The sequence below is a fragment of the Mesorhizobium sp. M7A.F.Ce.TU.012.03.2.1 genome (assembly GCF_004006095.1).
Lineage (GTDB): Bacteria > Pseudomonadota > Alphaproteobacteria > Rhizobiales > Rhizobiaceae > Mesorhizobium.
Map to the genome: position 1 here is coordinate 1,502,355 of NZ_CP034779.1, position 18,630 is coordinate 1,520,984.

The following is an 18,630-nucleotide window of genomic DNA, read 5'->3' on the forward strand; positions in this document are numbered from 1 at the left end:
GATGGGCGAACACATCATCAAGCTGCCCGATGTCGGCGAAGGTGTCGCCGAGGCCGAGCTGGTCGAATGGCACGTCAAGATCGGCGACATGGTGCGCGAGGACACTGTGCTTGCCGCCGTCATGACCGACAAGGCGACGGTCGAAATCCCATCGCCGGTCGATGGCGAAATCCTGTGGCTGGGCGCCGAGATCGGCGACACGGTGGCGATCGGCTCGCCCATCGTGCGGCTGAAGGTGGCGGGCGAGGGGAATGTTGTCGCAGACACGAAATCGCCAGAGGTCACAGCGGCATCTACCCCCACCCCTAACCCCTCCCCACAAGGGGGAGGAGGAGGCGCCACAGCTTCCAAGGGCGGAGCAAAACCTACTTCATCGTCATCAGCAAATCCCAAAGGAATCGAAGGCGGGGAAGCGGCGGCGACCGAATCCCCCTCCCCCTTGTGGGGAGGGGCTAGGGGTGGGGGTACGGCGCCGACATCTCAAGTTGCCACGCCCGCCGGCGCACGGCGTCCCGAGGGCGAAAGACCGCTGGCTTCGCCTGCCGTGCGTCTGCGGGCAAAGGAAGCCGGCATCGATCTCAGGCAGGTTGCGGGATCCGGCCCTGCCGGCCGCATCGGCCATGAGGACATCGAAGCGTTCCTGGCGCGCGGGCCGCAGGTTGCCAGGACATCCGGCCTCGCCCGCAACGATGCGATCCAGGATATCAAGGTGGTGGGCTTGCGGCGCAAGATCGCCGAGAAGATGTCGCTGTCGAAATCGCGCATCCCGCACATCACCTATGTCGAGGAGATCGACGTCACCGCGCTGGAGGAATTGCGCGCCGCGCTCAACAAGGAGAAGCGCCCAGGTAAGGGTGGCGTGGAGCGGCCGAAGCTGACGCTGCTGCCGTTCCTGATGCGGGCCATGGTCAAGGCGATAGCGGACCAGCCCAATCTCAATTCGCTGTTCGACGACGAGGCCGGCATCATCCACCAGCATGGCGGCATCAATATCGGCATTGCCGCGCAGACGCCGACGGGGCTGGTGGTGCCTGTGGTCAAGCATGCCGAGGCGCGCGATATCTGGGAGTGCGGCGCAGAAATCATCAGGCTGGCCGAGGCGGCCAAGTCCGGCACGGCGACACGCGACGAGCTGTCTGGCTCGACCATCACCATCACTTCGCTCGGCGCCATGGGTGGCGTGGCGACGACACCGGTCATCAATCATCCCGAAGTGGCGATCATCGGCGTCAACAAGATGATGGTGCGGCCGGTGTGGGACGGCACCCAGTTCATGCCGCGCAAGATGATGAACCTGTCGTCGAGCTTCGACCATCGGGTGATCGACGGCTGGGACGCGGCGGTGTTCATCCAGCGGATAAAGACGCTGCTGGAAACGCCGGCGCTGATCTTTGTGGATTGAGGGGCGGGACAATCGAGATGCCGGCGGGACAGCGCCCCCCTCTGCCTTGGAGGACTGGTTTTCTTCTTACAATGTTGAAAATCAGCGAAAGCAGTGGAGGGCGTAATCTCCCCCCTCGAGGGGGAGATGGCCGGCAGGCCAGAGGGGGTTGGTACGACTGGACGCGACCGCCTTGCGCGACAGATGCAGGCCGGCGCTCTACGCGCGGCGACCCCCTCTGTCGCCTTCGGCGACATCTCCCCCTCGAGGGGGGAGATTACGCGCTTCGAGGGCGGCGCGAAGGACCCAACATTATCTGCCTTCCAGCACCATTGTGAACCAGGATGCCAACATGAAAGAAATCTCCTGCAAGCTGCTCGTCATCGGCGCCGGTCCCGGGGGCTATGTCTGCGCCATCCGTGCCGGGCAGCTCGGCGTCGACACGGTGATCGTCGAGTCGGGCAAACCAGGCGGCACCTGCCTCAATGTCGGCTGCATCCCGTCCAAGGCGCTGATCCATGCGGCGGAAGAGTTCGAGAGGGTCTCACACATGGCGAGCGGCAAGAGCCCGCTTGGCATTTCGCTCACCGCACCGACGCTCGACCTGGCTAAGACGATCGCCTGGAAGGACGGCATCGTGAGCCGGCTCAACAGCGGCGTCGCCGGCCTGCTCAAGAAGGCAGGAGTCAAGACCGTGCATGGCTGGGCGAGCTTTCGCGACGGCAAGACTGTGGAGGTCGAAACCGAGACAGGAAGCCAAGTCATCCGCGCCGAGGCGATCGTCATCGCCACCGGCTCGGCGCCGGTCGAACTGCCGTTCCTGCCCTTTGGCGGTCCGGTGATTTCGTCAACCGAGGCACTGGCACTCGGCGCGGTTCCACAAAAACTCGCTGTCGTCGGTGGCGGCTATATCGGGCTGGAACTCGGCATGGCCTTCGCCAAAATGGGCGCCAAAGTGACCGTGGTCGAGGCCTTGCCGCGCGTGCTGGCGCAGTATGACGCCGAACTCACGCGGCCCGTGGTCAAGCGGCTCAACGCACTCGGCGTCGAGGTGATGCTGGGTGCCAAGGCCAAGGGGCTATCGACCAAAGGCGATGCGTTGCTGGTCGAGACGGCGGATGGCAAGAGCGCCAAGGTCGCCGCCGAAAAAATCCTGGTCACGGTCGGCCGCAAGCCGGTGACCGAAGGCTGGGGGCTCGAGCAGATCGACCTCGACAGGGCAGGCAAATTCATCCGCATCGACGACCAGTGCCGCACCTCGATGCGCGGCATCTTCGCCATCGGCGACGTCACCGGCGAGCCGATGCTGGCGCACCGGGCGATGGCCCAGGGCGAGATGGTCGCCGAGATCGTCGCCGGTCACAAACGCAGCTGGGACAAGCGCTCGATTCCCGCCGTCTGCTTCACCGATCCCGAGCTGGTGACGGCAGGCTTGTCGCCGGAAGAGGCCAAGGCGCTCGGCGGCGAGATCAAGATCGGCACGTTCCCGTTCGCCGCCAACGGCCGGGCGATGACCAAGCTCGGCGAGGACGGTTTTGTCCGTGTCGTCGCGCGCGCGGACAACCATCTGATGCTCGGCATCCAGGCGGTCGGGCAGGGCGTCTCGGAACTGGCGGCGGCTTTTGGACTGGCGCTGGAGATGGGCGCGAGGCTGGAGGACATTGCCGGCACGATCCATGCCCATCCGACGCAAGGCGAGGGATTCCAGGAAGCGGCGCTCAAGGCGCTGGGGCACGCGCTGCATGTTTGATTCGTGATAGTGCAAAGGCGGTGATGCTGGCGGGACACTCGCCCCCCTCTGTCCTGCCGGACATCTCACCCTCAAGGGGGGAGATCAGCAGTTTCGGGCAACCCGCCTCTTCCAAGACTTTGAAAATTGGCGAAATCTAAGATGACAGCCGATCTCCCCCCTAGAGGGGGAGATGCCCGGCAGGGCAGAGGGGGGCACTGTCCCGCCAGCCTCTCACAAGAGAGAGACGCTGATCACCCCGCCAGCCGGCTCACCATCTCGTGCTGCGCATAGGCGCGCCCGAAACGGTTGGCCAGAAACGCGTCAAGCGCGATGTCTTCCTGCTTGATGAAACCCGTCGCCGGCAGGCTGCCGTCGGCCAGCATGTCGAGCACGGCGCAGATGCCCGACGCGGTGGTGATCTGGATGGCGCTTCGCACCTGGTCGCCGATGCGCCTGGAGTAGATCTTGTTGGCGTAGGTCTCCTGCAGCAGGCGGCCGTTCTTGCGGCCGGAGACGGTGACGAAGACGATGACCACGTCCTGCAGCGTCGCCGGCAGGGCGCTTTCGAAAATGTCTTTCAGCACGTCACGGCGGTGGCGCAGGCCGAGATCGTTGAGCAGCGCCTTCATGATCGCGGCGTGGCCGGGATAGCGGATGGTGCGGTAGTTCAGCGTGCGCACTCTGCCCTTCAGCGTCTCGGCCAGCGTGCCAAGGCCGCCGGAGGTGTTGAACGCTTCGTAGGTGACGCCGTCGAGCGAGAACTCCTCGCGCTCTTCCAGTGGCGGCACCTCGACCAGCTCGCCTTCGACGATCGCCTCGCAGGGCTCGCAATATTCGTTGATGACGCCGTCGGTGCTCCAGGTCAGATTGTAGTTCAGCGCGTTGGAGGGATATTGCGGCAGTGCGCCGACGCGCATGCGCACGCTCTCCAGCGAATCGAACCGGCTGGCGAGATCGTTGGCGACGATCGAGATGAAGCCCGGCGCCAGGCCGCATTGCGGAATGAAGGCGCTTCTGCCCGAACGCGCCAGTTCCTTGACGCGGCGGGTCGAGACGACGTCCTCGGTCAGGTCGAGATAGTGCACGCCGGCACTGGCCGCCGCTTCGGCGATGCGGGTGGTCAGATGGAAGGGAGCGGCGCTGAGCACCGCGAATTTGCCGGCGAGCGCGGCTTCCAGCGCGCCGGCGGCTTCGATGTCGAGCTCCAGCGTCGCAACCGTGGCCGGCAGTTCGGCAGCAGCGAGCTGTGCTGCCGAGCGGTCGACGAGCGTGACCTGATAATCCCCAGTGGCGGCGAGCATCTCGGCAATGGTCGAGCCGATCTTTCCGGCGCCGACAACGACAATTTTTTTCATGACCGATCCCTCACTGATTGTGAGCTCAGATTCGCAGCTTGCCCGTCGAATGGAAGCGTGGTTTTGTTCGAAACGAAACCGTTGATTGGACAGTCTGCCGAGAAGAATCGTCGAAATGCTCAGTGACGCCGAACAGGCTCTGCTTTCCCTGCTGCGCGAGAATGCGCGCGCCTCGACCGCCGAGCTGGCGCGGCGGCTTGGCGTGTCTCGAACGACCGTGCAGAGCCGCATCGAGCGGCTGGAGCAGCGCGGCATCATATCAGGCTATGGCGTCCGGCTGGCGCCGGACTACGAGCAGGGGCTGGTGCGGGCGCATGTACTGCTCACCGTGACGCCCAAGCTCGCCGACAAGGTGGTGCGCGGCCTGCGCGCCCTGACGACGGTCCGGACGCTGCATTCGGTCAGCGGCAATTTCGACATGATCGTCATCGTCGACGCGCCATCGATCCGCGACCTCGACATGCTGCTCGACCAGATCGGCGCCATGGACGGGGTCGAGCGGACCCTGTCGTCGATCATCCTGTCGACGCGGATCGATCGGTGAAGCTGCTGGTCTCCCCCCTCGAGGGGGAGATGGCCGGCAGGCCAGAGGGGGTCGGTCCGACCGGATGCGACCTCCTTGCGACAGATGGAGGCTGGCGCTTCACGCGAGGCGACCCCCTCTGTCGCCTTCGGCGACATCTCCCCCTCAAGGGGGGAGATCGGCCTCTAATCCATCGCCAGCGGAAAACTCACCGCCACCGCAAGCCCGGGCTGCCCATCGCCCAGCGTGATCGATGCGCCATGCAGATCGGCGATTGCCCGGACAAGGCTGAGACCCAGCCCGCTGCCCGATGTCGACCGGCTATGGTCCAGCCGATAGAGCCGCTGGAACACTTTTTCATGTTCGTCGGCGGGAATGCCGGGACCGTTGTCGGCGACGCCGGCAACGACGCGTTCGCCCTGGCGCGCCGCCGACAGCTTTATCGTCGTGCCCGATGGACAATGGCGCAGCGCGTTCTCGACCAGATTGGCGAACATCTGCGTCAACAGCTCGCGATCGCCATGGATCCGGTCCGTCGTTTCCTGTGGTTGCGCCAACGACAGCGACTTTCCGTCGTCTTCGGCAACATCGGCATAGATCTCGGCGATGGTCTGCAGCACCTCGCCCAGATCGACATCGGTGAACCGCGCCCGGCGCGCGCCAGCTTCGATCTGCGCGATGCGCAGCAGGGCATCGAAGGTCTCGTTGATCTGCAGGCTTTCGGCATGCGCCTCGGCCAGTTCGCGGGCGACCTTTTGACCTGACAGGTTCTTTTCGGACGCGGTGTCGAGGATCATCTGCAGCCGGTTGAGCGGCGTCTTCAGGTCGTGGGCGATGTTGGCGCTGACCTGTTTCATGCCTTCGACCAGCGCCGACAGGCGGTCGAGCGCGGCATTGACCTGGCTGGAGACGATGTCGATGTCGTCGCCCTTGCCGGTCAGCGGAATGCGGGTGTCCAGCCGTCCATGCGAGACATCCACCATGGTGGCGGCGATGCCGTCGAGACGGCGCTGGACCCGCGAGGCCAGCAGGGCGCCGCCGGCGACCGCCAGCCCGATGATGATCAGGGTTCCCCAGCCAAAGCTCATCAGCACGATCCTCTCCAGCTCCTCCGTCTCGGAAAGGCTGAAGGCGACGGTCAGGGTGTTGCCCCCGACCGGGCCGGAATAGGCGCGGTACTCGGCGCCGGGCGGCACGCCGGGCATTTCGGTGTCGAACATCGAGAAGCCGTCGGGAAGCCCTGCCGCGGTGAAGTTGCCGGCCAGGCGATTGCCCGTCGCGTCGGTCAGCGAAAACAGCTGCTCCTTCCTAGGGCTGCGCAGGGAGTGGCTGCCGACGGTCTCAACCAGCTCCTTGAGATCGTTCTCGGCATAGGTCGCGGCGACTACCGCGTAAGTCTCCTTGATGGTGTCGTCGAGCCGCTCGGCAAGATCGGCGCTCATCATCTGGTAGACGATGGCGCCAGACAGGACGAACGCCAGCACGAACAGGAAGGCGAAGGTCAGGGCCAGCCGGAACGGCGTGCTGCGCAGCAGGCGGGACCATGTTCCGGTCATGACGGCGCGTGCAGGCTGTAGCCGGTGTTGCGGACGGTGTGGATGAGCTGGGTTTCGAAGGGCTTGTCTACCTTGGCCCGCAGCCGGCTGATATGGGTCTCGACGACGCTGGTCCTGGGATCGAAATGAAAATCCCAGACGCGCTCCAGAAGCATGGTCCGGGTGATGACGCGGCCTTCGCCGCGCATCAGCACTTCCAGCAGGCTGAATTCCCTGGGCTGCAGGTCGATCGGCTGGCCCCGCCTCGTGACCCGCCGCATGATCAGGTCCATTTCGAGGTCGGCGACCCGCAGGACGGTTTTCTGCTCCTGCGCCGCCGGCCGCCGGCCAAGCGCGTTGATGCGGGCGAGAAGTTCGGAAAAGGCGAAGGGCTTGACCAGATAGTCGTCGCCGCCGGCCTCCAGCCCCTCGACGCGATCGTCGATGCCGCCGACGGAGGTGAGAAAGATCGCGGGCGTTCGTACGCCCGCGGCGCGCACCGCCTTGATCATCGACAGCCCGTCGAGGCCGGGGATCATCCGGTCGGCGACGATCACGTCGTAATTGCCCCGGGTCGCCGCGAACAGCGCGTCATGTCCGTTGCGAAGCAAATCGCAGACATGGCCGGCCTCGGTCAGTCCCCTGACGATATAGTCGGCCGTCCTGTGGTCGTCCTCGACGAGAAGCAGTCGCATGAAAGGTCCGGTCCGTTGCCGAGATGGAGAGGCTATCACCGGCACGGGCTTGTTCCTAGGATGTCACGAAGGCGCAGGTATGGTGGCGCTAGAACGTTCAAGATTGGCCGAAGCGGTGGGGTTTTCGGCAATTATCAACGCTAGCGCATCCGCCCTGCACCTAGTCCAGGTCCAGCAACAGTTCGTCCGCCTCGTCGGTTGCCCCCTTCAGGGTCATGTGCAGGACGAGGGCAATGATACAGCCAAGGAAGAGCAGGCTGGTGAAGATGGTGCCGAGACCCAGGCCGCCGTGCCTGGCCGACCGCGACAGCAGGTCGCCGAACGAAGCGCCAAGCGGTCGCGTCAGGATATAGGCGAGCCAGAAGGCCAGGATGCCGTCGAGACTGAGCAGCCAGTAGGCGAGCGCTATCAGCGCGATGACGCCGCCGAACAGCAGCCCCGATGTGAGGTAGCCCATGTCGAAGCTTTCGGCGACGAGGTCGCCGGCGGCGGTGCCGAGCGCGAAGGTCAAGAGGATCGCCAGCCAGTAGAAGATCTCGCGCCTGGTGGTGAAGATGGTGTGGATCGACAGCGTCCTTTCGCTGGCGTACCAGACCGCGAATGTCGCGGCGAGCGCGACCGAGAAGGCGATGGTTGCCGTCTGCAGGCGCACGCCGAAACTGTCGACGAGGCTGTCCGTCACCAGCGTGCCGACGATGCTGATCAGCACCACCGCCGGCCAATAAGCCCACGGCACATAGCATTTCCGCGTAAACTGCAGGACAAGGGCCGCGATCAGGATGCCGGTCATGATCAGCGAGGTGGCGGTCAGCCCGAGCCCGATTGTGTCGGCAAGATAATCCGCCGCGGTCTCGCCCGTGGTGACCGCCATCAGCTTGACCAGCCAGAAGTCGAGGGTGACGTCGGGAACCCTGTTGTGGCTCGGTGCGGCGGGTTGTTGCCTGTTGGGCGCGAGCATGGCTGAAGTCCAGAAGTCGACGGTTGCGGCGGGGCGATGGCGATCCGCCCCGCGCATCGTAAACAAACGAGTTCACACCGGCCTGTCCGGCGGCATACAAATTCGTAAGAATGGGCGCAAAAGGCATTGCCAATGTCTGGCGATGCGTTTGATGGAATGCGGCGCCTTGCATCCGCCATCGCTGTTCAACGGCTCGCTGATGGCGGCCGCGGTGCCGGGCCGCACGTTCGGCCCGACCCATCCTGCGCTCTGGTGATCGGTGGTTCTAGCTACCGAGCGGATGCGGCATGTAGCCGACGAAGCCTGATATCTTCCAGCTGCCGCCGACCTTGCTGCAGAAATACAGCGTCTGCCATTTCAAGCGGTCGACGCTGCCGTCCGCCTTGGCAACCGAGCCGTCGAATTTCTTGTGCAGCACGGCGCGGTCGCCGTCGACATCGATGTCGCGCATGTTGGTGACGCGAAACAGCGCCTCGCGCAGCGGCTCGGAGAATTTGGTCGCCGCCGTCTCCCTGGCCTGGCGCAGCCATTCGTCGCGGTAGATGTCCAGCCTTGGAAACTGCAGCCGCCAGGCATCGGCATTGCTGAGGAAATGCGCGTGCATGCCGAAGAAGCTCTCGGCGACGAAATCATCCTCGACCATGGCCCAGTCCTGGCCGATGAAAGCGTCGATGTCGCGCCGCACCAGCATTTCCCAGAGCGCGTGGCGATCGGCATCGCCTGATGGAAACGGGTTCTTGTCGTAGGTCATTGCTGGGTGTCTCCGCTCTGGCTAATGCGTCTGTGCGGTGCGGCTACAAGGCAGCCCGCCAGCGCGCACGATGCAAGCGCTCCTGTAATAAAGCAACACGGATTTCGAAGAATGTTGCTTTCCAACAAGGCCCCTATGAGGATCGCCCCGATCGGCGTAAATGTCGATCGAAGCGGGCGCCGCCATGGCACCCCGTCCTGTCATCAGAGGAGGCTTGTCCCTTGCCGAAACAGTGTTTTGGAACATCGCATGTGCCGTTGTCGCCAGCCGTGCGGGCCGGCGATCTCGTCTATGTCTCGGGCCAGGTTCCCGTCGGCAGCGACGGCATCGTGGTAAAGGGCGGCATATCGGAACAGACCGAGCAGGTGCTCGCCAACATCAAGGCCGCGCTGGCGCTGGCCGGCTGCACCATGGACGATGTGGTGAAGACCACGGTTTGGCTGGAAGATGCGCGCGATTTCGGCGCCTTCAACGCGGTCTATGCCCGGCATTTCCCCAAAGACCCGCCGGCCCGCACCACGGTCGAATCGCGGCTGATGATCGACATCAAGATCGAAGTCGAGGCGGTCGCTTACCGGCCTCTGTAGGCAAAGCAACGAAGCGGAGGTGACCGCAATGCAATTCGACCTCCTGCTGAAGGGCGGACGGCTGATCGATCCGGCCGCTGGCCTCGACGCGCCGCGCGATGTCGCCATCGCCAATGGCCGCGTTGCCGCAGTCGATGCCGATATCCCGGCGGACAGCGCAGCGCAGATCGTCGATGCCGGCGGCTGCATCGTCACGCCGGGCCTGGTCGACCTGCACAGCCACGTCTATTGGGGCGGCACGTCGCTTGGCGTCGATGCCGACCGGCTGGCCGCCAAGAGCGGCACCACCACCTTCATCGATGCGGGCAGTGCCGGCGCCGGCAATTTCCTCGGCTTCCGCCGCCATGTCATGGAGCGGTCGAAGGTCCGCATCCTGGCCTATGTCAACATTTCCTTTGCCGGCATTTTCGGCTTCTCGCAGACAGTGTCGGTCGGCGAGTGCAGCGACCTCAGGCTGTGCGAGCCGCGCGAGGTGGTCGCGGCGGTGCGTGAACACCGCGATGTCGTGGTCGGCGTAAAAGTTCGCTCCGGCAAGCATGCCGGCGGCACCAGCGGCATCGCCCCGGTGGATCTGGCGCTGGAGGCCGCCGACCAGGCCGGCCTGCCGCTGATGGCGCATATAGACGAGCCGCCGCCCGGCCGCTCGGAGGTGCTGCCGCGGCTGCGCAGGGGCGACATTCTCACCCACTGCTTCCGGCCGTTTCCCAATGCGCCGGTATTTGCTTCCGGCGCGGTGCGGCCGGACATGCGGCTGGCGCGCGAGCGCGGCGTCATCTTCGACATCGGCCACGGCATGGGCTCGTTCGATTTCGCCGTTGCCCGCGCCATGCTCGAGGAAGGACTGGCGCCGGACGTGATCTCGAGCGACGTGCATCTCTACTGTGTCGACGGTCCCGCCTTCGACATACTGGTCTGCATGTCGAAGCTGCTGGCGCTCGGCATGCCGCTGGTCGAGGTCCTGCGCGCCGCGACGCAAGCGCCGGCGCAGGCGATCGCGCGGCCTGATCTGGGCACGCTGGCGGTGGGCACTGTCGGCGATGTCGCTGTGCTCCGGCAGCGCCCGGGCCGCTTCACCTTCGTCGACGCGGTCGGCGCGTCATTGGTCGCCGACCAGAGGCTGGTGTCGGAAGGCATCGCCATCGGCGGCACCTGGTGGCCGAACGAGGCGGCTGATCACAACGAGACCGAGCGTTTCGTGGCGCAGGCATCGCATACGCATGTCGAGGTTGCGGCGAGGCATTTCGGGCATCGGCACGATTAGCGATCTTCCCCCTTGAGGGGGAGATGGCCGGCAGGCCAGAGGGGGTCGGTTCGACTGGATGCGACCTCCTTGCGGCAGATGGAGGCTGGCGCTCTACGCGCGGCGACCCCCTCTGTCGCCTTCGGCGACATCTCCCCCTTGAGGGGGGAGATCAGCAGCGCCTGAATTGCTCGGCTTTCCGTAAACCGGCGTCTCAATGCCTTCCATCCGCGCCTTGATCTGCAGCGCCACATATTTCGAATAGAAGCGCGACAGCGCCAGATTGCCGCCGTGGAACCACAGCGCTTCCTGCGCGGTCGGCTTCCACATGTTGCGCAACTCGCCTTGCCAGGGTCCGGGATCGCCCTTGACGCCCGAGCCAAGCCCCCAGCAGGGGCCGACCTTGTCGGCGACTTCGCGCGAGACGATCGAAGCCACCGTCTCGTTCATCGACTGATAGCCGGTGCAGGCGATGATGGCGTCGGTGGCGAGTTCACTGCCGTCCTCGAACAGGATGCCGCTCGGGGTCAGCGACTTGATGGCGACGCCGCTGCGGATGCCGATCTTGCCGTCGATGATCAGGTCGGAAGCGCCGACATCGATATAGTAGCCGGAGCCGGTGCGGTAGGCCTTCATCAGAAGGCCGGTCTCGTCGTCGCCGAAATCGAGGGCGAAGCCGGCGGCGCGCAGGCGGTCGTAAAAGGCCGCGTCGCGCGCCTTGATCACCTCGTAGAGCGCCCGCTGGCCCTTGGGCACCAGTGCGAACGGCGTCGAGGCGACGATCATGTCGGCCTTCTCGGTGGTGATGCCGCGTGCCAGTGCGTCTTCCGAGAAGATCTCGAAGCCGACTTCCATCAGCGTGTCCGATTTGACCACCGTCGTCGGCGAACGCTGGATCATTGTGACCTCGGCGCCGCTTTCCCAGAGGTCGACGCAGACATCGTGGCCGGAGCTTGCCGCGCCGATGACCGCGACTCGTCTGCCGCGGAATTTGTCGCCGCTGGCATACTGGCTGGAGTGCAGCAACTCGCCCTTGAACCGGTCGGCGCCCGGCAGATCGATCCGCCGTGGCGGACCGTAGGCGCCGGTGGCGAAGACGATGTGCTTCGGCTTCAGCGTGATCTGGCGGCCGACGCGGTCGACGACCACGGTCCAGACTTTTTCGGCCTCATCATAGGACGCGCTGAGACATTTGGTGGCGACCCAGTAATTGAGCTCCATGACGCGCGTGTACATTTCCAGCCAGTCGCCCATCTTGTCCTTGGGCGTGAACACCGGCCAGTTTTCGGGGAAGGGAATGTAGGGCAGATGGTCGTACCAGACCGGGTCGTGCAGCACGAGCGTGCGGTAGCGGTTGCGCCAGGAATCGCCCGGCCGCGCATTCTTCTCGATGATGATGATGGGCACGCCGAGCTGGCGCAGCCGCGCCCCCAGCATGATGCCGCCCTGGCCGCCGCCGATGACCAGGCAGTAGGGCTGTTCATCAGTGCCGAGCTCGCGCGTCTCGCGCGCCCGCGCCTCCGACCAGGTCTCGCGCCTGGGATCGGCCTTGTGGCGCACGCCAAGCGGCCGCTTCGCTCCCTTGCGCTCCTCGAACCCTTTCAGGTCCGTCATTGCCGTGAACAGCGTGCGGCAGTGGCCGTCGCGCAGCCGTATGATGCCCTCTCCCCTGGCCACCGCGGTTTCGAAGCTGAACCACGCCTCGATGGTGCCATCGTCCGAGATCGCCTCGCCGATCAGCTGCCATGCCTTGGGCCTGGCCGCCGCCAGCGTCGACCCCAGCATGTCGGCGATCGCCTCGCGGCCTTCCATGGTGGTGATGTTCCAGGTGAAGGTCAGGAGATCGCGCCAGTAGCAATCGTCGACGAACAGGTTGCTCGCAGCGGCCACGTCGCCGGCTGCGAGCGCCTGCGCCAAGGATTCGAGCCATGCGGCTGCCTGTTTCGTCGGTGCTATTTCGAGCATTTCTTTCCTCTTTGTGCATGCGCCCAATCCAAGTTGGGATCATCAATTGTTGAACTCGGCGCCGCCCCTCATCCGCCTGCCGGCGTTCGTCGTTCGAAAAGCCAAGCAGTTGGCTTTTCGTCCGCTACGCGGACCATTCCTCACCTCCCCGTGAACGGGGAGAAGGAAAGAACTAATCTCCGAGCGGCTCCATCTCCTTGCCGGTGCGGTGGATCTGGGCGTTGTATTTGATGCGGCGCACCGTCTCGCGGGCCGATCCGTCGAGCTTGTAGGCGGAGGCCACCGCCAAAAGGTCGATCGCCGCCAGGAAGGCGAAGCGCGACGCCGTCGGCTTCAGTGTGTCGGGATATTCGGGCACCGCCACCGTCAGCCTGACGTCGCAGGCGCGGGCGAGTTCGGTGTCGGGCGCGGTCACGGCGATCGCATTGGCGCGATAGTGCTTGGCTAGTTCGACGGCCTCGATCACCTCGCGGGTGCGTCCCGTCGCCGAAATGGCGATCACCAGATCGCCGGGCTTGAGCGTCGAGGCAGTCATGCGCATCAGATAGGGGTCGCACTGGGCGCTGACGGTGATGCCGTAGCGGAACAGCCGGTACTGGGTTTCCTGCGCCAGCGCCGAGGAGCTGCCGCCGAGGCCGAAGACCGTGACCTGGCGCGCCTTGGCGATCAGCTCGGCCGCCTTCTGCAACTGCGCCGGGTCGAGCTGCCGCTCGGCTTCCTGCAGCGCCCGGCGCGCCTCGCCGAAAACGGCGTTCCAGAACGGCATGCCATTGTCATTGCTGACGGAAGGTGACTTGGCGAGATAGAGCGCACCGACGACGAGGCTCTGCGCCAGCTTCAGCTTGAAGTCGCGCACGCCCTCGCAGCCGATGGCGCGGCAGAACCGGGTCACCGTCGGTTCGCTGACCCCGGCACGCTGGGCAAGGGCGGCATTGGAGGCGTCGACGGCATATTTGACATCGTCGAGCACGACATCGGCGACACGCCGTTCGGCTGGGCGCAACTCGCTGTAGGAATCCTTGACCAGCGAGATGATGTCGGGGATGCGCCGGACATGATCGCGCCCCTCCACATCATGGCCTGGATCAGGCTCGTCCTGGCTGCCAGCTTCGGTCATGGGGTCCTGGTCTTTCCCTGGGTTGCGAGGCTGACGTCTTAGCATGTTTGCACGCCATGGCTCCACGTGCCGGTCCGCATAGCAACCGTAGCGTGTCGTTGGGGAAACCGCACCTTCTCTGCTTCCTTCGGTCCGCGTGAATTCGGAAGTATGTAGGAAAGCAACACGTATTTCAAGGCCATGAAAATATCATAAAAACAATCGGATAGCTATTACCATCCATTTTTGTGATACGGGTACCAGCGCTCGTGCTTGACAGGAAAGTAGGATAGTTACAGACTGATTTTCGCTGGAGATGAGCCAATGGATCATCGCGCAGTCTTCCCGGGGGGCAGATGAATACGGGCGATGCAAAAAACCCGAAGCTTGGCGTGCAGGCAGCGACCAAGATCTACCACACGGCCTCCGGCGACCTGCTGGCGCTGGACCGCTGCAGCCTCGATGTCAGCGCCAATGAAATCGTCTCGATCGTCGGTCCTTCCGGTTGCGGCAAGACGACCCTTTTGTGGTCGATGTCGGGCCTGCACAGCCTGACCAGCGGCGAGATCCGGCTCGACGGCAAGACCATCACCGGCCCGCATCCCGATATCGGCATCGTCTTCCAGGAAGCGAACCTTTTGCCGTGGCGCAATCTCGACGCCAACATCCGTTTCCCCTTCGAGATCAAGGGCGAAAAGCCGGACCGGGCGTGGATCGCGCATCTGCTCAACCGCGTCGGGCTCGACGGCTTCGGCGGCAAGTTTCCGCGCGAGCTGTCTGGCGGCATGCAACAGCGCGCGGCGATCGTGCGGGCGCTGGCGCTCAAACCCTCGGTGCTTTTGATGGATGAGCCGTTCGGCGCGCTCGACAGCTTCACCCGCGAGGAGATGAACCGGCTGGTCGAGGAGATCTGGCTCGACACCAAGACCACCATCGTCTTCATCACCCACTCGATCGAGGAGGCGATCTTCCTCTCCGACCGGGTGGTGGTGCTGAGCGCCCGGCCGGGTCGTGTCGCCAAGGAATATCGCGTGCCGTTTGCGCGGCCGCGCTCGCTGGAGATCATGGCGACGAAGGAGGTCTTCGACCTCACCAACCTGATCAAGATGGACATTGTCGGCGAACGCACGCGGCCAAAAACGCCGGAGCGCCCGAGCGCAGAGATCGTGAGGATCAGGCCGTGAGCGGAGGCGACGCCATTCCGGAATTCTCGAAGTCCAAGTCGGGTGCCAAGTCGGGCGACGGCCAGGAGGTCAGCCTGACCAATCTGTCAGCCTTCGCCAGCGGCCCCGGCATCAAGTCGGGCAAGGAGGTGGCAGCCATTCTTGCCGTGGCGGTGATCATCATCGGCGGCATCGAACTGGCGCTGCGGCTGTTCCACGTGCCGCTCTACATCATGCCGCCGCCGAGCTCGATCGCCTATGCGCTGTTCGACGAGTTCCCGCTGATCGCGCCGCATCTCGGCTACACGCTGGTCGAGCTGGTGTCCGGCTTCACCATCGGCGCGATCGTCGGCCTGGTGCTGGCCGCCGTCATCACCCAGTTTCCGTTCGCCGAGAAGATCGTCGCGCCCTACATCCTGCTTCTGGTCACCACGCCGATGCTGGCACTGGTGCCGCTTCTGATCCTGCGCTTCGGCTTCGGCTACACGCCCCGCATCATCGCGGTGGCGCTGGCCGCCGGGCCGATGGTGATGATCAATGCGGCGACGGGCTTTCGCCGCGTCGACAGCGCCAAGATCGCGCTGGCACGCTCCTATGGCGCCAGCACCCTGCAGATCTTCTGGAAGATCCGTGCGCCGATGGCGCTGCCGATGATCCTGGTCGGGCTGATGATCGGCGCCATCTTCGGCCTGCTGACCGCGGTCGGCGCCGAAATGGTCGGCGGCGGCTTCGGCCTCGGCAACCGGCTGACCACCTATTCGTCGATGATCCAGATGCCGCAGTTCTTCGCCGTGGTGCTGATCCTGTCGACGCTCGGCATCCTGATCTACGTGCTGTTCTTCCTGATCGGCAAGAAATGGGCGAGCTGGGAGGCTTGAACACAAAAGTACAGACGGCGCCCGGGAGGCGGGCGGCAAGAGACTGACAAACAAAAAAGGGGAATGCCATGACCAATAATTTCTCGACCAACCCGGCGGGGATCAGCCGCCGCACTTTCCTGCAGGTGACCGGCGCCGGGCTGGTGACCGCGACGGCGCTTGGCGCCACCGGCCTCAGGGCCAGGGCCGAACCCTACGGAAAATTCACCTGGATCTCGCCGCGCGGCACGCTCGAAGTGCTCGACGACTATCCCTACTGGGCAGCCAAGAAGGCCGGCTATTTCGATGGGCTGGACACCGACATGCAGCCGGGGCCGTCGGACGGCACCGCGACGGTGAAGTTCGTCGATGTCGGCCAGGCCGATATGGGCTTCCCGTCGCCCGGCGTGTTCTCTTTCGCCATCCAGAACGGCATGAAGCTGAAGTCGGTGTTCCATATGGGCGCCCGCGACACGTTCAGCATCGCCTTCCGCAAGGGCGAGGGATCGAACGATCTGAAGAAGCTGGAAGGCAAGACCATACTGCTCGGCTCCGCCGCCTGGCAGTCGATCACCGACCCGCTGCTGGCGGCGCAGGGCGTCGACATCAAGAAGGTCAAATATGTCGAAGCCGGCTGGCCGACATGGGGCACGGCTCTTGCCGGCGGCCAGGGCGACGCTGCCCTGTCGTGGGAAGGCCTGCGCGCCGAATGGATCGCCAAGGGGCTCGACTTCGAATACTGGCTCGGCGTGCAGAACTCAAAGCTGCCGGCCAATACTTTCGTCGTGCGCGCCGCCGATCTGGAGGACGCCGACAAGAAGGCGTTGCTGGAAAAGTACCTGCGCGGCTGGGCGATGGGCCTCGAATTCGGCTACCAGAATCCCCGCGCGGCGGTCGAAGCGGTGTTCGAGCAGTTCCCGACGCTGGCCAAGAATCTCGGGCCGGAGCTTGGCACCACCTCGATCCTGCAGCAGATCAACGTCTTCCGCGGCGACATGGACAAACGCGGCGGCTGGGGCTCGCACGACATGGCGAGCTGGCAGGGCTTCTTCGACGAGATCCACAAGATCGGCCAGATCACCGCTCCGGTGAAGGCCGAGGATGTCTGCACCAATGATTTGATCGGCCCGGCCAATGATTTCGACAAGGCCAAGGTCAAGGCCGATGCCGACGGGTACAAGCTGTCGGAAGGCTTTGCCGCGCTCGATGTCGAGAAGATCAAGGCGCATCTGTTCGATTCAGCGGTGAAGTAGGGCTGACAATGTCCAGGTCAGCGCCGCCCCTCACCTGCCTGCCTGCATCCTCTCCCCGTAAACGGGGCGAGGGGACGCTGTCGTTGATGATTTCGCCAATCGCCAACATTGCGGCCAGCCCTTTCTCCCCGTCACTATACGGGGAGAAATGCCCGGCAGGGCAATGAGGGGCGGCGCCAACCTAAGGTGATTGTCCTGGATAAACATGCGGGCGACGGCAACAGCGCCGCCCGTGATTTAATCAAGAATTTGGGAGGCAGCGGTGTCCGACAAGGTAAAAGTGCTGGTGGTGGGTCTCGGCAATATGGGTGCGTCGCATGCCAGCGCGTATCACCGGCTCGACGGTTTTGAGATCGTCGGCATTATGAGCCGCTCGATCAAGAGCAACACGAAGATTCCGGGAGAGTTAGCCGGCTACCCACTCTACGAGGATTTCGACCAGGCGCTGAAGGAAACAAAACCGGACGCGGTGTCGATCAACAGCTGGCCGAACACCCACGCCGAATATGCGCTGAAGGCAATCGCCGCCAACTGCCATGTGTTCATGGAAAAGCCGCTCGCCACCAACAATGAGGATGCCGAGAAGGTTGTCGCGGCGGCGCGGGCGAAGAACCGCAAGCTGGTGCTCGGCTATATCTTGCGCGTCCACCCGTCATGGATCAAGTTCATCGAGGTCGGGAAGACGCTCGGCAAGCCGCTGGTGATGCGGCTCAACCTCAACCAGCAGAGCAGCGGCAGCGCCTGGCACTGGCACAAGAACCTGATCGATTCGCTGATCCCGATCGTCGATTGCGGCGTCCACTATGTCGACGTCATGTGCCAGCTAACCGGCGCCAAGCCGGTGCGCGTGCATGGCATCGGCGCCAAGCTCTGGGCGGAGGCCGACAAGCAGAATTACGGCCACCTGCACGTCACCTTCGATGACGGCTCGGTCGGCTGGTACGAGGCGGGCTGGGGCCCGATGATGAGCGAAACGGCCTATTTCGTGAAGGACGTGGTCGGCCCCAAGGGCGCGGTGTCGATCGTCGCCGGCCAGCAGGCAAGCAATGCTGCCGAACTTGCAGAGGTTTCGAGCTCCGCCGACATCGACCGCCACACCAAGACCGATGCCCTGAAGATCCACTATGCCGCGGTCGACGGCAACAAGAATTTCTCGAAGCCCGACGAGATCGTCAGCATGGAGGACGAGCCCGGTCACCAGGAGCTCTGCGACCGCGAGCAGGCCTTCTTCATGCGCGCCATCCGCGAGGATCTCGATTTGACCGAGCAGATGGATGCGGCGGTCAACAGCCTGCGCATCGTGCTGGCCGCCGAACAGAGCATCGCACTGGGACGGACCATCGACCTGGCCTGACGCAATCCGGCTGCTGGCGGCAATCGTTTCAGGCCGGCGCTGCCCCTCACCCTTACCCTCTCCCCGTGAAGAACGGGGAGAGGGAGTCGGTGTCCGAACCGGATAGATAGGTAACAGAATGGACTGATTAGATGGGTGACAGTTTTCTTGTCCGCCGGGAGGACCGGCGATGGTTTGGCGAGAGA

Annotated in this window: 17 protein-coding genes; 10 read left to right on the forward strand and 7 right to left on the reverse strand. The window is 64.3% G+C overall.

Annotation, left to right across the window (positions count from 1 at the left end):
• Window position 1 precedes the first annotated feature (1 nt).
• Together EJ079_RS07335 and lpdA are read left to right on the forward strand one after the other, a co-directional pair.
• Window positions 2-1,402 carry a dihydrolipoamide acetyltransferase family protein gene (locus tag EJ079_RS07335; protein WP_127808599.1) on the forward strand — a complete coding sequence of 467 codons (1,401 nt, stop codon included), beginning with the start codon at window positions 2-4 and terminating at the stop codon, window positions 1,400-1,402.
• Window positions 1,403-1,733: 331 nt separating this feature from the next.
• A complete protein-coding gene (gene lpdA / locus EJ079_RS07340; RefSeq protein WP_127808601.1) occupies window positions 1,734-3,131 on the forward strand; it encodes a dihydrolipoyl dehydrogenase in 1,398 nt (465 codons plus the stop codon).
• Window positions 3,132-3,364: 233 nt separating this feature from the next.
• Here lpdA and EJ079_RS07350 read toward each other — a convergent pair whose 3' ends face one another.
• On the reverse strand, window positions 3,365-4,468 hold the full coding sequence (locus tag EJ079_RS07350; RefSeq protein ID WP_127397738.1) for a saccharopine dehydrogenase family protein: 1,104 nt from the start codon (window positions 4,466-4,468) through the stop codon (window positions 3,365-3,367).
• A 115-nt stretch (window positions 4,469-4,583) separates the two neighbouring features.
• Between EJ079_RS07350 and EJ079_RS07355 the strand changes: the two genes are divergently transcribed.
• Entirely contained in the window at window positions 4,584-5,012 is a 429-nt protein-coding gene (locus tag EJ079_RS07355) for an Lrp/AsnC family transcriptional regulator (protein WP_127329250.1), read from the forward strand.
• A 164-nt stretch (window positions 5,013-5,176) separates the two neighbouring features.
• On the opposite strand, the gene EJ079_RS07360 is transcribed toward EJ079_RS07355, so the two are convergent.
• From EJ079_RS07360 to EJ079_RS07370, 3 genes are all read right to left on the reverse strand, one after another.
• Complete coding sequence (locus EJ079_RS07360; protein WP_127808603.1) at window positions 5,177-6,547, reverse strand: ATP-binding protein; 1,371 nt, start codon at window positions 6,545-6,547, stop codon at window positions 5,177-5,179.
• Window positions 6,544-7,221 carry a winged helix-turn-helix domain-containing protein gene (locus tag EJ079_RS07365; RefSeq protein WP_127383177.1) on the reverse strand — a complete coding sequence of 226 codons (678 nt, stop codon included), beginning with the start codon at window positions 7,219-7,221 and terminating at the stop codon, window positions 6,544-6,546. The genes EJ079_RS07360 and EJ079_RS07365 overlap by 4 nt, the downstream gene beginning before the upstream one ends.
• Window positions 7,222-7,381: 160 nt before the next feature.
• The gene (locus EJ079_RS07370) at window positions 7,382-8,179 is read right to left on the reverse strand and encodes a hypothetical protein (protein ID WP_127808605.1); all 798 of its coding nucleotides are present in this window, start codon (window positions 8,177-8,179) and stop codon (window positions 7,382-7,384) included.
• On the opposite strand from EJ079_RS07370, the gene EJ079_RS07375 reads away from it, so the two are divergent.
• Window positions 8,178-8,435 (forward strand): hypothetical protein, encoded by a 258-nt coding sequence (locus tag EJ079_RS07375; protein WP_127399182.1) that lies wholly within the window; start codon window positions 8,178-8,180, stop codon window positions 8,433-8,435. The genes EJ079_RS07370 and EJ079_RS07375 overlap by 2 nt on opposite strands.
• A 9-nt stretch (window positions 8,436-8,444) precedes the next feature.
• Here the strand turns inward: EJ079_RS07375 and EJ079_RS07380 are convergent, their stop codons facing one another.
• Window positions 8,445-8,930 carry a hypothetical protein gene (locus tag EJ079_RS07380; RefSeq protein WP_127808607.1) on the reverse strand — a complete coding sequence of 162 codons (486 nt, stop codon included), beginning with the start codon at window positions 8,928-8,930 and terminating at the stop codon, window positions 8,445-8,447.
• Between the two features lie 221 nt (window positions 8,931-9,151).
• On the opposite strand from EJ079_RS07380, the gene EJ079_RS07385 reads away from it, so the two are divergent.
• Both EJ079_RS07385 and EJ079_RS07390 read left to right on the forward strand, forming a co-directional pair.
• Window positions 9,152-9,517 carry a RidA family protein gene (locus EJ079_RS07385; protein ID WP_027037525.1) on the forward strand — a complete coding sequence of 122 codons (366 nt, stop codon included), beginning with the start codon at window positions 9,152-9,154 and terminating at the stop codon, window positions 9,515-9,517.
• Window positions 9,518-9,545: 28 nt separating this feature from the next.
• The gene (locus EJ079_RS07390) at window positions 9,546-10,778 is read left to right on the forward strand and encodes an amidohydrolase/deacetylase family metallohydrolase (protein WP_127808609.1); all 1,233 of its coding nucleotides are present in this window, start codon (window positions 9,546-9,548) and stop codon (window positions 10,776-10,778) included.
• Between the two features lie 93 nt (window positions 10,779-10,871).
• On the opposite strand, the gene EJ079_RS07395 is transcribed toward EJ079_RS07390, so the two are convergent.
• Together EJ079_RS07395 and EJ079_RS07400 are read right to left on the reverse strand one after the other, a co-directional pair.
• Window positions 10,872-12,722, reverse strand: a complete 1,851-nt coding sequence (locus EJ079_RS07395; protein ID WP_245481822.1) for an NAD(P)/FAD-dependent oxidoreductase — start codon at window positions 12,720-12,722, stop codon at window positions 10,872-10,874.
• 172 nt (window positions 12,723-12,894) lie between these two features.
• The gene (locus tag EJ079_RS07400) at window positions 12,895-13,839 is read right to left on the reverse strand and encodes a MurR/RpiR family transcriptional regulator (protein ID WP_127808611.1); all 945 of its coding nucleotides are present in this window, start codon (window positions 13,837-13,839) and stop codon (window positions 12,895-12,897) included.
• 335 nt (window positions 13,840-14,174) lie between these two features.
• On the opposite strand from EJ079_RS07400, the gene EJ079_RS07405 reads away from it, so the two are divergent.
• From EJ079_RS07405 to EJ079_RS07420, 4 genes are all read left to right on the forward strand, one after another.
• Window positions 14,175-15,002 (forward strand): ABC transporter ATP-binding protein, encoded by an 828-nt coding sequence (locus EJ079_RS07405; RefSeq protein WP_127808613.1) that lies wholly within the window; start codon window positions 14,175-14,177, stop codon window positions 15,000-15,002.
• Complete coding sequence (locus EJ079_RS07410) at window positions 14,999-15,859, forward strand: ABC transporter permease (protein ID WP_127808615.1); 861 nt, start codon at window positions 14,999-15,001, stop codon at window positions 15,857-15,859. Before EJ079_RS07405 ends, EJ079_RS07410 begins: the two co-directional genes overlap by 4 nt.
• A gap of 68 nt (window positions 15,860-15,927) precedes the next feature.
• Entirely contained in the window at window positions 15,928-17,091 is a 1,164-nt protein-coding gene (locus EJ079_RS07415) for an ABC transporter substrate-binding protein (protein WP_127808617.1), read from the forward strand.
• Between the two features lie 262 nt (window positions 17,092-17,353).
• Window positions 17,354-18,445 carry a Gfo/Idh/MocA family oxidoreductase gene (locus EJ079_RS07420; RefSeq protein ID WP_127808619.1) on the forward strand — a complete coding sequence of 364 codons (1,092 nt, stop codon included), beginning with the start codon at window positions 17,354-17,356 and terminating at the stop codon, window positions 18,443-18,445.
• Window positions 18,446-18,630 lie beyond the last annotated feature (185 nt).